We start from the raw sequence: 14005 nt of genomic DNA on the forward strand, positions 1-14005 counted from the left end.
TGGGGTAAAACGGATTTTCCAAGAAACTTTGTTAAGACAATTTTTGTCATGTACTAAGTGTTTATTTAATCACCAGCACAAAATAATTCTTCTTCCCGCGCTGCAACAAAACAAACTTATTGTTGATAAGGTCTTCGGTGGTAATGATATAATCTTCCTTGACCTTTTCCTTATTTACCGAAATGGAATTTTGCTTCAATTCCCGTCTAGCCTCCCCGTTGGAAGCTAAAAAACCGGTTTTTGCCGCCAGGGCCCCGATCATATCCAAGCCGTTATCAATGTCTTCCTTGGATACCTCTGCCTGGGGAACGCCTTCAAACATTTCCAAAAATGTCTTTTCATCGAGCTTTTTTAAGTCGCTCGAAGTGGATTTTCCAAAGAGGATATCACTTGCCCTCACCGCATTGTCCAAATCTTCCTGCGAATGTACCATTACCGTGACCTCATCGGCCAAACGCTTTTGAAGCACCCTTAAATGCGGGGATTCCTTATGTGCCTGTATCAAATTTTCTATTTCTTCCTTCGGTAAAAAGGTGAAGATTTTAATATATTTTTCGGCATCCCCATCCGAGGTGTTCAACCAATACTGATAAAACTTATAAGGAGATGTCCTTTCCGGATCCAACCAGATATTACCGCCTTCGGACTTCCCGAATTTGGTGCCATCCGCCTTGGTAATCAAAGGACAGGTAAGGGCAAACCCTTTGCCCCCGCCAATTCTGCGAATAAGTTCCGTACCAGTGGTAATATTTCCCCACTGATCGCTACCGCCCATTTGCAGGGTACAATGGTATTCCTTGTACAGGTGCAAAAAATCATATCCCTGCACCAGTTGATAGGTAAATTCCGTAAAGGACATACCTTCCTTGGCTTCGGCGGACAAACGCTTTTTTACAGAATCCTTGGCCATCATATAATTTACGGTAATATGCTTTCCTACATCCCGTATAAATGCCAAAAAGGAAAAATCCTTCATCCAATCATAGTTGTTCACCAGTACCGCACTATTGTCCTTTCCGCTATTAAAATCCAAAAAACGGGAAAGTTGTGCCTTTATGGCGGCCTGGTTATGGGCCAATGTGGCCTCATCCAGCAAATTTCGTTCGGTAGATTTACCCGAAGGGTCGCCGATCATCCCTGTGGCCCCACCGATCAACGCTAAAGGTTTATGGCCTGCCAACTGAAAATGGCGCAGCATCATCACCCCTACCAAATGTCCTATGTGCAGGGAGTCTGCCGTTGGGTCTATTCCCACATAGGCAGATTGCATTCCGCTCAACAAATGTTCTTCCGTACCGGGCATTGCATCGTGCAACATTCCTCTCCAAGTCAGTTCCTCTACAAAGTTCGTAGTCATGCCGTAATTCTTCTAATTCAATAATAGTCGCAAATATAAAATAATAGGTGGTTTAACTCCTTTCAAAAACGGAATAAATTGGAGACAATTGAGTAAATTTACCCCATGATTTTAGTCACAGGAGGAACTGGATTGCTGGGAGCGCACCTTCTCTTGCATTTATTGCAATCGGGTACCACGGTAAAAGCCATACATAGGGAAAAGAGCAACCTAAAAGAGGTGGAAAAGGTATTTGGGTACTATACCGACCAATCCCATACGCTTTTTCAAAAAATTATTTGGGTAAAGGCCGATCTCAACGACCTCCCGGCCTTGGAAATTGCTTTTGAAAATGTGACCCATGTGTACCACTGCGCGGCCTTAATTTCTTTTAACCCCAATGATTACGACCTATTGCGTGCGGTAAACTATGAAGGCACCAAAAATATTGTCAATCTTTGCATTGCCAACGGTGTTAAAAAATTGTGCTACTCCAGTTCCATTGGTACCATAGGGAGAACGATAGGCAACCAAATGGCTACCGAAGAAACGGATTGGAACGCTCAACCAAGCAACGTATACGCCATGTCCAAGATGGATGCCGAACTGGAAGTTTGGAGGGGCGCGCAAGAAAACGTTCCTGTGGTCATTGTAAATCCGGGGGTTATTCTTGGGCCTGGATTCTGGGAAACCGGAACCGGGATTCTATTTAAAACCGCATATAAGGCCAGTAAATATTATCCGCCGGGAGGAACAGGTTTCGTTACCGTCTCTGATGTAGTGAAAATAATGACCCAATTAATGCAGTCTTCCATAACCAATGAAAGATATATCCTTGTGGCCAAAAATATGACCTACAAAGAAATTCTAAACATGATTACGGAGGCCTTCGGCAAACCAGGTCCAAGCAAAGCCCTTAAATTTTGGCAATTGGAGGTGTTTAGGCGGTTGGATTGGCTTAGAAACATTTTTTGGAACAGCGGAAGAAAACTGACCAAAAACTCGATCCAATCCCTAAAAAAAAACCAATTGTTCACGGCTAACAAAGTCCAAAAAGAACTAGGCTATTCCTTTGAAGCCCTGGATGGCGCCATAGAACTGTCCTGCAAAAAGTTTATGGAAGGGAATCCTTAGTGTTCTCCGGTTTTTTATTAAGGTTCGGGTTCAACTTTTCTTTGGTCTTATTTATAGAATCCTGCTTCTGCTGCCTTTCTTCTTCAAAAAATTTTTCCCGCTTCTCCAATCTATCCTTGACCTTGGTATAGATGGACTCATATACCGTGGGAATAGAGGCATAATAGGTATCACTTTTTACAAATTGAAGGCTATCTATTCCATACTTGTCATAAATATACCCCATAGGTTTTATGTCATATTCGTTTAAAACGCCTTCATTAATAATTTTACCGGCATTTATTAATGAAATGTCGTATAAAATGCTGGCCATCTTGGCTTCCGGAATAAGATTTTCCGGTTTTTCCACCACCTTTTCATTACAAGAAAAAAACAGCCCTAGGAAAATGGCAACAATATATTTTTGCATTAGCTTCTATTAAAAGTTAACCTCATGGCTTTTCGTTCCTTGGAGAAATTACCGTCCCAATAGGCCAAATGGCCGTTTACAAAGGTATGGCTTATCCTGGATTTGAACGTGTTTCCTTCAAAGGGAGACCATCCACATTTATAAGCGATATTTTCCTTGGTCACTTTCCAGGGATTGTTAATATCCAGCACCACCAAATCGGCATAAAAACCTTCCCGAATATAACCACGTTTTTTTATTTGGAATAATTTGGCCGGATTATGGCACATTTTCTCCACAATTTTTTCCAGGCTTATCTGTCCGCTATTGTACCTTTCCAACATTGCCGGCAGGGCATGTTGCACCAAAGGGCCTCCAGAGGGAGCGGAAGTGTAAACATTGTTCTTCTCATCTAAGGTATGCGGGGCATGGTCCGTGGCAACAACATCTATTCGGTCGTCCAATAAGGCCTTCCAAAGTTGATCCCTATCCGATGCCGTTTTAACGGCAGGATTCCATTTAATCAAGCTACCTTTGGTATCGTAATCCGCTTCTGAAAACCAAAGGTGGTGAATACAGACCTCCGCTGTAATTTTTTTATCCTCCAAGGGAATATCGTTCCTAAAAAGTTCGGTTTCCTTTCCTGTAGACAGGTGAAAGACATGAAATCTTGCCCCGGTCTTTTTGGCTAGGGCTATGGCCCTGGAGGAAGAAAGGTAACAGGCTTCGGCACTCCGTATCAAAGGATGGTATTTTACAGGAATATCGTCTCCATACTGCGCCATATAAATGGCCAAATTTGCCTTGATGGTAGACTCGTCCTCGCAATGTGCGGAAATGACCATCTCCGTATTCCTAAATATTTTTTCTATCACCGCTTCATTGTCTACCAACATATTGCCCGTAGAGGACCCTAAAAAGAGTTTGATCCCAGAACAGGCATTCTTATCCAATTTTTTTATCTCTTCCAAATTATCATTGGTACCTCCGAACAAAAAGGAGTAATTGGCAAAGGCAGTGTTTTTGGCCATTTCAAACTTTTGTTCCAAGGCCTCGATAGTGGTTGTCTGTGGATTGGTATTGGGCTGTTCCATAAAGGAGGTTATTCCGCCGGCAACCGCCGCCCTACTTTCCGTAGCAATGGTCCCCTTATGGGTCAGACCAGGTTCCCTAAAATGCACTTGATCGTCTATGGCCCCCGGTATTACATACTTACCTTCCAAATCCATGACCTTGGTAGCGCTATCGGATGAAATTACAGTTTCAATCTTAAGAATAATATCGTCTTCCAGCAGTATATCGGCAGGGAATATTTTATTGTCATTGACAATTTTAGCGTTCTTTAAAAGTAATCTTCCCATCTTAAAATTTCTTTTTGTGAAACAAACTGCGCAACTTCATCTGCACTACCCCGAACACGGCCTCATTGATAATGGAAGCGCTCATTTTTGATTTTCCCCTTATTCTATCCGTAAAAATAATTGGAACCTCCTCAATTTTATAATTTTGAAGATGGGCCCTGAACTTCATCTCGATTTGAAAGGCATAACCTATAAATTTAATGGAATCCAAATTGATGGTTTCCAAGACCTCTCTCCTATAACAAACAAATCCGGCCGTAGGATCGTGCACCTTCATCCCGGTTATCAACTTTACATAAAATGAGGCCCCATAGGACAACAATATCCTATGTAAGGGCCAATTTACCACATTAATTCCCTTTTTGTAACGCGATCCCACGGCCACATCCGCCCCATCAATACAGGCTTGGCGCAATCTTATAAGGTCTGAAGGGGCGTGTGAGAAATCCGCATCCATCTCAAAAATATATTCATACTTTCTTTCAATGGCCCATTTAAATCCATGGATATAGGCTGTTCCCAATCCAGACTTACCGTGTCTTATCTCTAGGAACAAACGATCGGAATAGTGTTCCTGCAAAATTGTTACCGCCTCCGCTGTACCGTCCGGGGAATTGTCATCTACAACTAGGATATGAAAATTCCCCTCCAAAGCAAAGACGGAATGAATAATGGGCTCAATGTTTTCAATTTCATTGAAGGTAGGAATAATGACCAAGCTATCCGCCATCTAGGTATCGTAATTTTAACAAAAATAGTATTTTAAAAACTGTAGTGAAATATGGGGGAAGATTTATGATTTTTTTAATGATTCCATATTTTGGCGCATATTTGATTTCTTATCTTTTTACATGGATTTGGTCCCAAAAAAGCTTAGGTTTGGGATGATTTTTTCTCGACCTAAAAAATATTTGGTCCCCATACTTAAATTATAAGGGCCCAATGGCATTACTTTAACACTAAAGTGGATGAAATGTACGTTGTTAGCAATAACATCGCCCAAGTATAAGAAGGTAGGCATTGGGTAATTTTTATATTAAAAACTGTACCGTATAAATGGACGCCATATTAAGAAATGAGTATACTGCAGATTGGATAACCATTATCCTATTTTCCAGTATCTTTTTTATGGTACTGGCCAAAACTGCTTTTTATGGCCGTTTCCTGAACTATATCATCTTACCTTTCAATAACAAATATATCTTCCTTTACCAAAAGAAGGACAAACCATTCAATTGGTTCAATATTTTTTTCAGCATTTTCCAATTACTCAATTTTTCCCTTTTCCTGTATTTTGCACATACCATTTTTTTCAAAGTTCCGGACGGACAACAGCTTCTGACCTACGGTAGTATCTTAGTATCGCTTCTTTTATTTTTTACATTTAAAATACTCTTGCAATTGGGCAACGGTTTTATATTTAATAGCAAGAAGATCATTTCGGAAATAATTTTCAAAAAACTCTCCTACCTGAACTATAGTGGCCTTGTGATGCTCTTTGCCAATCTTCTATTGAATTATGTTGTCAAGGGATCCAAAACAGTAGTTATTATAGGTCTTTTAATGGTATTCCTCATAAATGCCATTGGTTGGACAACAACATTACGAAATCATCAAAATTTCATAGCCAACAATTTTGTGTATTTTATTTTGTACCTTTGCGCTCTTGAAATAGCACCAATTATTATAGTTGGGAACTATCTAATAGATCGAAACCTATGAAAGTAAAAACGATTTTGGTTTCACAGCCAGAACCCAAGATGGAAAACTCCCCTTATTCCAAGTTGATCGATAAGGAGAAAATAAAGGTTGATTTTAGACCTTTTATCCACGTGGAAGGTGTTGATGCGAAAATGGTCCGACAACAAAAAATTGACCTTAAAAATTTTACCGCCATTATCCTTACCAGTAGGAATGCCGTAGATCATTTCTTCAGGATCGCAGAGGAAATGAGGTTTAAGGTTCCCGATACGATGAAATATTTTTGCCAATCAGAGGCAGTGGCCTACTATTTGCAAAAGTATGTTGTATACCGAAAGCGTAAAATATATGTCGGGAAAATGAATTTCCCCGATCTAAGTACTTTGTTCAAAAAATACAAGGACGAAAAATTTTTATTGCCCTCCTCTGACGTACTTAAACCGATAGTTCCCGAAACGCTTAATAGTCTGGGAATAGATTGGACCAGGGGCATTTTTTACAAAACGGTCATTAGCGATCTTTCGGACCTAAGGGATGTGTACTATGATGTATTGGTGTTCTTTAGCCCTTCTGGGATAGAATCCTTGTTAAAGAATTTCCCCGATTTTAAACAGAACGAGACCAGAATAGCGGTTTTTGGAAATTCAACGGTAAAAGCGGCTACGGAGGCAGGGTTGCGAATAGACATTCAGGCCCCCACCCCGGAAACGCCTTCCATGACCATGGCACTGCAGCGATACATTACCAGTGTAAACAAAAAATAATTATTGCCTAAGTATTAATTAGGCGATTACCTCCTTATAAAAATCCCGGGCATGCCCGGGATTTTTATGTTAGAACGCATAGCGTTGCGGTCCTCCACGTCTTATTTCCTCATTGGCATAGACTTCAAATTTCTTAAAGTTCTCGCGAAAGGCATTGGTCAATTTAAAGGCCGTTTTGTAATAGGCATCATCATTGTTCCAGGTGGCCCGTGGACTTAGCACACTTGTAGGGACTCCAGGACATTCCCTGGGCTGTGCCACTCCAAAAACGGAGTGGATATGGTATTTATCATAACTGTAGAGTCCCAGTTCACCACTTAATGCTGCATGGATCATGGCCCTGGTATATTTCAATTTCATTCTGGTACCCACTCCGTAAGGGCCACCGGTCCAACCCGTATTTACCAACCATACGTTTACTCCCGCGTCCAACATTTTTTTACTGAGCATTTCTGCATACTTGGTTGGATGTAACGGCATAAACGGCGCCCCAAAACAGGCCGAAAAACTGGGTACCGGTTCCACCACCCCCGCCTCGGTGCCGGCCACCTTGGCAGTATATCCCGAAATAAAATGATAAGCGGCCTGACTAGGGGTAAGCTTGGATATTGGGGGCAATACCCCAAAGGCATCGGCAGTTAAAAAGAAAATATTTTTTGGATCCTTGCCTATAGAGGGCATCTGTATATTATCTATATTATAAATGGGATAACTTACCCTGGTATTTTGGGTAATAGAGGTATTTTCAAAGTCTACCACCCCATTGGCGTCCAGGACCACATTCTCCAAAAGCGCCCCTTTCCTGATAGCTCCATAAATTTCAGGTTCGTTTTCTTCCGAAAGATTAATGACCTTGGCATAACAGCCCCCTTCAAAATTAAACACCGTATTCTCTTTGGTCCAACCATGTTCATCATCCCCTATCAATTTTCTAAGGGGATCTGCCGATAAGGTAGTCTTTCCCGTTCCTGACAGTCCAAAAAAGATGGCAGTATCCCCATCCTTGCCCACATTTGCCGAACAATGCATGGGAAGGCAATTCTTAAATACCGGAAGAATAAAATTAAGCGCAGAGAATATCCCCTTTTTAATTTCTCCAGTATAACCGGTACCTCCTATCAAGGCAATTTTTCGGGTAAAATTTAAGATGGCAAAATTATGCTGCCTAGTCCCATCCTCCGCTGCCTTTACCATAAATCCAGGGGCATTGATCACCGTCCATTCCGGGTCAAAACCAGCCAACTGCTCTTCTGTAGGCCTTAAAAACATATTATAGGCAAACATATTGGACCAAGGATATTCATTAATGACCCTAATGTTCATCCTATAATCCTCGTCCGCACATGCATAACAATCCCTTACATAAAGCTCCTTTTCGTTGAGATATGTAATGACCTTGTTGTACAGGGCATCAAACCTTTCGCTGTCAAAAGGTATATTCACATTGCCCCACCAAATTTTATCGGCCGTAATATCATCCTTAACAATAAACCTGTCCAGGGGCGACCTCCCTGTAAATTCGCCTGTATTTATGGCCAAAGCTCCGGTGGAAGAGGTGAGTCCCATACCCTTTTCTACTGTAATTTCATGTAGTTTGGATGGTGACAATTGGTAATGGATTGTTTTAGCGGTTATACCATAATTTTCCAACGCAATCGATTTCGTTGACAGTGTTGATGAATTCATAATAGTTGAGTTTTATTAAAGAATATATGTGTTCCCTGGGTTTGTTAATTTGGATTCGATGGTTCCCTACGAAGCACCTTAATGCCCAAAAGTATCCAACCAATAACAAGGAGAATTCCTCCTAGGGGAGTTAAAAGTGCCAGTTTCTTAAAATCAAAGCCGGAAAGTTCATTGGTGGCCAAGAGGTAAATTGAAAAAGAGAAGCATACCACACCGGCTACGATAAAATAATACACTATCTTTTTGTTTGCGTTTCCCAAGAGGTTACAACCCCCTAAAATCATCAGGAACAAAGCGTGGTACATTTGATATTTCACTCCCGTTTCAAAGGTAACGATTGCCTTGGCATCAATCATTTTTTCCAAACCATGTGCCCCAAAGGCCCCCAAAAGAATTGCGGTTATACCGAAAAATATACCCGTGCCAAAAATTGTTTTGTTCATAACTTATTAATGCTTATTTTTTACAAATATAACAATTTGATACCTTAGTATCCGTGAAATAGAAAAGGAAAAAACCAATGCGCAGAAAAATACTTGTTGCGGGTACCGGAAAATCCACTACCTACTTATTTGATTATTTATTACAAAAAGCGGATGCGGAGAATTTACATATTACTATCTGCGACCTAAATCCTGAGATCCTTTCCGATAAAATAAAATTACATAATTCCTGTACTATTTTAAAATTGGACATTTTAAATGACCGGGAAAGAAGTAGGGCCATAAAAAATTCGGACATTGTCATTTCAATGCTCCCTGCCAAATTTCATATCCAGGTCGCAGAAGACTGTATCCGCTTTTCAAAACATTTGGTCACCGCCTCCTATATAAGCGATGAAATAAAGGCCTTGGACCAACAGGCCAAAGAAAAAGGCTTGGTCTTTATGAACGAAATTGGTTTGGACCCGGGTATAGACCACATGAGTGCCATGCAGGTTATAGACAACATAAGGGAAAAAGGCGGAAAAATTATTCTCTTCGAATCCTTCACCGGTGGGTTGGTGGCCCCTGAAAGCGACAACAACCTGTGGAACTATAAATTTACATGGAACCCCAGAAATGTGGTGGTGGCCGGGCAGGGCGGGGTCGCTAAATTTATTCAGGAAGGCACTTACAAATATATTCCCTACCACAAGCTATTTAGAAGAACCGAATTTCTGGATATAGAAGGTTACGGGAAATTTGAAGTATACGCCAACAGGGACTCCCTTAAATATAGGGAAGCCTATGGCCTGGAAAAAGTACTTACCTTATATAGGGGCACTATGCGTAGGGTAGGCTTCTCTAAGGCATGGAATATGTTCGTACAATTGGGAATGACCGATGACAGCTATACCATTGGGAATTCTGAAGGAATGTCTTATCGCGAATATGTTAACCTATTTCTCCCATATTCGCCCACCAACACGGTAGAACTGAAATTGCGACATTATCTTAAAATAGACCAGGATGATATTATGTGGGAAAAATTAATGGAATTGCACTTATTTGATTCCAATAGGAAAATAGCATTGAAAAACGCCACTCCAGCCCAAATTTTGCAAAGAATACTGGAGGACAGTTGGACCCTGGCCAGTACGGACAAGGATATGATAGTGATGTACCACAAATTTGGGTACGAACTTAACGGAAAAAGGGAACAGTTGGATGCCAATACAGTGGTCATTGGCAAGGACCGTACCTATACCGCCATGGCCAAAACCGTTGGGTTGCCGGTTGCCATGGCCACCTTATTGATATTAAACAAAAAAATTACCACTCCAGGAGTACAATTACCTATTAAACGTGAGGTCTACGAACCTATTTTGAAGCAACTTAAAAGCCATGGCATCCACTTTAAGGAATACCAGGTACCCTACCTTGGGTACAATCCCGACTCTGTTGCTAGCTAAGATATAAAACCATTTTGGTATCTTTATATGGAAATTGAAGTATAACCGATGAAATCCAATAGCGAAAACATAAAAATTGACGGTATCGATAAGAAGATACTACGATTTTTAATGGCCGATGCCAGAAAGCCAGTTCTGGAAATTGCCAGAAAAATCGGGATTTCCGGCGCTGCCATTCATCAGAGGCTGCGAAAATTGGAAGCTTCAGGTTTAATTGCAGGCTCAAAATTCATTATCAACCCTAAGGTTTTGGGGTACACTACCATGGCCTATATCGGGATATACCTGGACAAGGCCATGAGCAATCCGTTGGCCGTTAAAGAGCTGCAAAAAATTCCCGAGGTCCTGGAATGCCATTATACCACAGGAAACTGGTCCATTCTCATAAAAGTGCTCTGCCGGGACAACGAACATCTGATGCATGTACTCAACAGGGATATACAGCAGATAGAAGGGGTTTCCAGAACAGAGACCTTTATTTCCTTGGAGCAGCAAATAGACCGACAAATTACAATTTAATATTTGGATTGAATCTAAATAAGTGCTATTTTTGCCCTTATGACCACAGTTTTCAGTTCAAAATTCTATACCCTATATCAATCCGATGTTGATCGGTGTTTTTATATAGATTTCGGACAAAAGACGGTTAAATTATCTTTTTGCCAATTACTTGCCCTGCGTCAAAAAGTACATTCCATTTCTATTGAGGACCATTTTGATTCCGACATGAACAAACATGGCTTTGAAGTCTTAATGCTCTGCAACAAGGAGCATTTATTTCTCTTGAACACCTTTGAAATTTTGGACCTTATGGATCTTGTACAGCATAGCTTTGCCCTTTTGGGCATATCTTCCGAAATACCTATGATTACTTCATAATTCCATGTATAATTGAACTTAGACCAATTATAAATTAGTTGGCCAATTATTAATTGCCCCCCCTATTTAGTATCTTTATATCTATCTAAAGGATACGTCCATTTTAGGATGCGATCCAAGTTTAACCATAAAAATTATACCATGAAAGATATAGCCAGACAAAGAATGAGCATTAAGGTCAGTACAATGGATCTGCTGAACAGTCAAATAAAAATGGAAGCCCATGCATCGGCCTCTTATTTGGCCATGGCTTCCTGGTGCGAACAACATGCCTTTTTAAACAGTGCGGAATTCTTTTATCAACAAGCAGAGGAGGAAAGGGAGCATATGATGAAAATATTCAAATTTGTGGCGGATTGCGGGGGAATTTCCATTTCTCCACAGGTAGACCAGATCAACCACGATTTTTCCCATTTGGAAGAAGTTTTCGAAACCGCCCTGGATCAGGAAATTAAGGTTACCAAGTCTATCTATAACATATTATCCGTTGCCAGGAAAGATCAGGACTATCTGGTGGAGAATTTCCTTCAATGGTTTATTAACGAGCAATTGGAGGAAGAGAAAACCTTTAGGGATATATTGGACCTTTTTGATGTTATGGGAAGGGACGGAATAGCCCTTAAATTTATCGACGAGCGCATTAAGACCGAATAGACACTAGGCAAAAAAATAAAAATTTCTTGAAACAGACTATCCTTTAAACAGACTTCAGGGAATTATTTAGATTAAACTAGGCCATGACGCTTTAAAATATAGCGGCATGGAACATTCCAATCATAAAAAAAGGGAGATGTACGTACATCTCCCTTTTTATTTTCTTTATTCCCCGTGCTTGGTTAATCCCTATTTCCCAAAACTTGCATGGCCCAATAGACCAAGGTGGCCAAAGACCCTATGGCCGCAACCAAATAAGTACGGGCAGCCCATTTTAATGCATCCTCAGATCCTTTGTATTCTTCTTGGCTCACCATGTTTTTGTTCTTTAACCAAGCCAAGGCGCGGTTACTGGCATCGTATTCTACCGGTAGGGTAATAAAACTGAACAAGGTAGCAAGTCCCATCATGATCAGACCTGCCACGGCCACCCAATATCCCAGGCCAACTCCTGCTGCTGCCCCCAGCATAATACCGCCGAAGACCACCCACATGGACATTCCTGAGGTTACACTTACCACCGGTACCAATTTGGAACGCAGGGTCAACCATTCATAGGCCGTAGCATGTTGTACGGCATGTCCACATTCGTGGGCCGCAACGGCTGCTGCCGAAGCATTTCTTTGATTGTATACCCCTTCACTTAAATTTACCGTTTTATTTACCGGATTGTAGTGGTCCGTAAGCATTCCCGGTGTAGAAATAACCTTTACATCCCTTATTCCATGGTCTGCCAACATTTTTTCGGCAATCTCGGCACCGCTCATCCCGTTACGCAAATGCACCTTGGAATAGTGCTTAAATTTGCTCTTTAATTTATTACTGACCAACCAACTTACCAGAGCTATGGCACCTAGCAATATATAATACATCATCATAACAATTCTCTTTTTAAAATTAATCCAATATACTAAGAAACTGTTTAAGTTTTATCCTTCTAAATATCAGGTAATTCTTTCTTTTCTACCCAAGCAAAAACCCCGCCAAATTATATCTGGTTCGGATATATGACAAAATGTACTTTCTAAAGATCAATAGATTCCCATTTAAAAGCTTCCAAAATCGCCTTAGAGACCACTTTTCCCTTAACTATACTGAGCCCCTTGTGTAGGGATGCGTCCAATTGGCAGGCCTCTTCCCAACCTAAATTGGCCAATTTCAACACGTAGGGCAAAGTTACATTGGTCAAAGCCATGGTAGAAGTATACGGCACTGCCCCTGGCATATTGGTAACACAGTAATGCACCACATCCTCTACAATATATACGGGATTCTCGTGCGTAGTGGGCCTTGTGGTCTCCACACATCCTCCCTGGTCTACGGCAACATCTACGATTACACTCCCTGGACGCATATCCTTAAGCATATCGCGAGTAATGATCTTAGGGGTTTTGGCCCCCTTTACCAGGATACCCCCAACAATTAGATCATGGTCCCTGATGTGTTTCCTTATATTGTATTCATTTGAAAATTCGGTCACTACATGGCTAGGCATTACGTCGTTTACATGGCGAAGCCGTTTCATATTGATATCCAAAATAGTAACATGGGCCCCTAGTCCGGCTGCCATTTTAGCAGCTTGAATCCCTACGACACCTGCCCCAAGTACCAGCACCCTTCCAGGCGCCACCCCAGGTACCCCTCCCAATAGCACTCCCCGGCCCTTTGCGGGTTTTTCCAAGTATTTGGCCCCTTGTTGAATGGCCATTCTGCCCGCAACTTCGGACATGGGCGTTAGCAATGGCAATGTCCCGTCTTCATCCTCTACGGTTTCATAGGCAATACAAATAGCCTTACGATGCATCATGGCTTCGGTAAGGACTTCATTGGAGGCAAAATGAAAATAGGTAATTACTACCTGCCCCCTTTGAACAAGGCCATACTCCTCCTTTATAGGTTCCTTTACCTTAACGATCAGTTCGCTCATGGCATAGACCTGACCAATGGTATCCAGAACAATGGCACCTACCTGTTGATAATCGGCATTTGAAAACCCACTGCCATCCCCGGCACCGGTCTGCACGTATACCGTATGGTTATTTCTCACTAGTTCAAAAACCCCGGCAGGCGTCATGCCCACCCTACTCTCGTTATTTGCGATTTCTTTTGGAATCCCGACTTTCATTTTCAATGCTATTTTAGACCTAATACAAAAAAACACCTCTTCCGGGCTACATGATGATAAGAACTCCAAAAATGGAACAAATA

Annotated in this window: 15 protein-coding genes; 7 read left to right on the plus strand and 8 right to left on the minus strand. The window is 41.3% G+C overall.

The features are described from left to right. Positions 1-61 precede the first annotated feature (61 nt). Complete coding sequence (gene tyrS / locus D0S24_RS09395) at positions 62-1357, minus strand: tyrosine--tRNA ligase (RefSeq protein WP_117019618.1); 1296 nt, start codon at positions 1355-1357, stop codon at positions 62-64. Positions 1358-1462: 105 nt separating this feature from the next. Between tyrS and D0S24_RS09400 the strand changes: the two genes are divergently transcribed. Then, on the plus strand, positions 1463-2470 hold the full coding sequence (locus D0S24_RS09400) for an NAD-dependent epimerase/dehydratase family protein (RefSeq protein WP_117019619.1): 1008 nt from the start codon (positions 1463-1465) through the stop codon (positions 2468-2470). On the opposite strand, the gene D0S24_RS09405 is transcribed toward D0S24_RS09400, so the two are convergent. The 3 genes from D0S24_RS09405 to D0S24_RS09415 are packed head-to-tail and all read right to left on the minus strand — an operon-like array spanning position 2451 to position 4949. Continuing rightward, on the minus strand, positions 2451-2879 hold the full coding sequence (locus D0S24_RS09405) for a DUF4296 domain-containing protein (RefSeq protein WP_117019620.1): 429 nt from the start codon (positions 2877-2879) through the stop codon (positions 2451-2453). The genes D0S24_RS09400 and D0S24_RS09405 overlap by 20 nt on opposite strands. Further along, complete coding sequence (locus D0S24_RS09410) at positions 2879-4219, minus strand: dihydroorotase (protein WP_117019621.1); 1341 nt, start codon at positions 4217-4219, stop codon at positions 2879-2881. The genes D0S24_RS09405 and D0S24_RS09410 overlap by 1 nt, the downstream gene beginning before the upstream one ends. A gap of 1 nt (position 4220) precedes the next feature. Then, positions 4221-4949, minus strand: coding sequence for a polyprenol monophosphomannose synthase (locus tag D0S24_RS09415; protein ID WP_117019622.1), 729 nt, complete (start codon positions 4947-4949; stop codon positions 4221-4223). Between the two features lie 326 nt (positions 4950-5275). On the opposite strand from D0S24_RS09415, the gene D0S24_RS09420 reads away from it, so the two are divergent. After that, on the plus strand, positions 5276-5941 hold the full coding sequence (locus D0S24_RS09420) for a DUF4271 domain-containing protein (RefSeq protein ID WP_117019623.1): 666 nt from the start codon (positions 5276-5278) through the stop codon (positions 5939-5941). Beyond that, positions 5938-6684, plus strand: a complete 747-nt coding sequence (locus D0S24_RS09425; protein WP_117019624.1) for a uroporphyrinogen-III synthase — start codon at positions 5938-5940, stop codon at positions 6682-6684. The genes D0S24_RS09420 and D0S24_RS09425 overlap by 4 nt, the downstream gene beginning before the upstream one ends. A 69-nt stretch (positions 6685-6753) precedes the next feature. Here the strand turns inward: D0S24_RS09425 and pckA are convergent, their stop codons facing one another. Continuing rightward, the gene (gene pckA, locus D0S24_RS09430) at positions 6754-8370 is read right to left on the minus strand and encodes a phosphoenolpyruvate carboxykinase (ATP) (RefSeq protein WP_117019625.1); all 1617 of its coding nucleotides are present in this window, start codon (positions 8368-8370) and stop codon (positions 6754-6756) included. Positions 8371-8414: 44 nt separating this feature from the next. Beyond that, entirely contained in the window at positions 8415-8813 is a 399-nt protein-coding gene (locus D0S24_RS09435) for a DUF423 domain-containing protein (RefSeq protein WP_117019626.1), read from the minus strand. 77 nt (positions 8814-8890) lie between these two features. Between D0S24_RS09435 and D0S24_RS09440 the strand changes: the two genes are divergently transcribed. The 4 genes from D0S24_RS09440 (at position 8891) to D0S24_RS09455 (ending at position 11797) form a co-directional block, all read left to right on the plus strand. Next, on the plus strand, positions 8891-10264 hold the full coding sequence (locus tag D0S24_RS09440) for a saccharopine dehydrogenase family protein (protein ID WP_117019627.1): 1374 nt from the start codon (positions 8891-8893) through the stop codon (positions 10262-10264). A gap of 48 nt (positions 10265-10312) precedes the next feature. Next, complete coding sequence (locus D0S24_RS09445) at positions 10313-10783, plus strand: Lrp/AsnC ligand binding domain-containing protein (protein WP_117019628.1); 471 nt, start codon at positions 10313-10315, stop codon at positions 10781-10783. Between the two features lie 39 nt (positions 10784-10822). Continuing rightward, positions 10823-11143, plus strand: coding sequence for a hypothetical protein (locus tag D0S24_RS09450; RefSeq protein ID WP_117019629.1), 321 nt, complete (start codon positions 10823-10825; stop codon positions 11141-11143). Between the two features lie 141 nt (positions 11144-11284). After that, positions 11285-11797 carry a ferritin gene (locus D0S24_RS09455; RefSeq protein WP_117019875.1) on the plus strand — a complete coding sequence of 171 codons (513 nt, stop codon included), beginning with the start codon at positions 11285-11287 and terminating at the stop codon, positions 11795-11797. 182 nt (positions 11798-11979) lie between these two features. Here D0S24_RS09455 and D0S24_RS09460 read toward each other — a convergent pair whose 3' ends face one another. Beyond that, positions 11980-12675, minus strand: coding sequence for a zinc metallopeptidase (locus tag D0S24_RS09460; RefSeq protein WP_117019630.1), 696 nt, complete (start codon positions 12673-12675; stop codon positions 11980-11982). Between the two features lie 146 nt (positions 12676-12821). Continuing rightward, the gene (gene ald / locus D0S24_RS09465; protein WP_117019631.1) at positions 12822-13922 is read right to left on the minus strand and encodes an alanine dehydrogenase; all 1101 of its coding nucleotides are present in this window, start codon (positions 13920-13922) and stop codon (positions 12822-12824) included. Positions 13923-14005: the final 83 nt, after the last annotated feature.

Origin of the sequence: Arenibacter sp. P308M17 (assembly GCF_003426735.1) — a bacterium.
In the GTDB taxonomy this organism is placed as follows: Bacteria; Bacteroidota; Bacteroidia; order Flavobacteriales; family Flavobacteriaceae; genus Arenibacter.

Excerpts from the sequence above, each read along its gene's own strand:
- tyrS (WP_117019618.1), bottom strand. The coding sequence starts at position 1,357 with ATGACTACGAACTTTGTAGAGGAACTGACTTGGAGAGGAATGTTGCAC.
- D0S24_RS09400 (WP_117019619.1), top strand. The coding sequence starts at position 1,463 with ATGATTTTAGTCACAGGAGGAACTGGATTGCTGGGAGCGCACCTTCTC.
- D0S24_RS09405 (WP_117019620.1), bottom strand. The coding sequence starts at position 2,879 with ATGCAAAAATATATTGTTGCCATTTTCCTAGGGCTGTTTTTTTCTTGT.
- D0S24_RS09410 (WP_117019621.1), bottom strand. The coding sequence starts at position 4,219 with ATGGGAAGATTACTTTTAAAGAACGCTAAAATTGTCAATGACAATAAA.
- D0S24_RS09415 (WP_117019622.1), bottom strand. The coding sequence starts at position 4,949 with ATGGCGGATAGCTTGGTCATTATTCCTACCTTCAATGAAATTGAAAAC.
- D0S24_RS09420 (WP_117019623.1), top strand. The coding sequence starts at position 5,276 with ATGGACGCCATATTAAGAAATGAGTATACTGCAGATTGGATAACCATT.
- D0S24_RS09425 (WP_117019624.1), top strand. The coding sequence starts at position 5,938 with ATGAAAGTAAAAACGATTTTGGTTTCACAGCCAGAACCCAAGATGGAA.
- pckA (WP_117019625.1), bottom strand. The coding sequence starts at position 8,370 with ATGAATTCATCAACACTGTCAACGAAATCGATTGCGTTGGAAAATTAT.
- D0S24_RS09435 (WP_117019626.1), bottom strand. The coding sequence starts at position 8,813 with ATGAACAAAACAATTTTTGGCACGGGTATATTTTTCGGTATAACCGCA.
- D0S24_RS09440 (WP_117019627.1), top strand. The coding sequence starts at position 8,891 with ATGCGCAGAAAAATACTTGTTGCGGGTACCGGAAAATCCACTACCTAC.
- D0S24_RS09445 (WP_117019628.1), top strand. The coding sequence starts at position 10,313 with ATGAAATCCAATAGCGAAAACATAAAAATTGACGGTATCGATAAGAAG.
- D0S24_RS09450 (WP_117019629.1), top strand. The coding sequence starts at position 10,823 with ATGACCACAGTTTTCAGTTCAAAATTCTATACCCTATATCAATCCGAT.
- D0S24_RS09455 (WP_117019875.1), top strand. The coding sequence starts at position 11,285 with ATGAAAGATATAGCCAGACAAAGAATGAGCATTAAGGTCAGTACAATG.
- D0S24_RS09460 (WP_117019630.1), bottom strand. The coding sequence starts at position 12,675 with ATGATGATGTATTATATATTGCTAGGTGCCATAGCTCTGGTAAGTTGG.
- ald (WP_117019631.1), bottom strand. The coding sequence starts at position 13,922 with ATGAAAGTCGGGATTCCAAAAGAAATCGCAAATAACGAGAGTAGGGTG.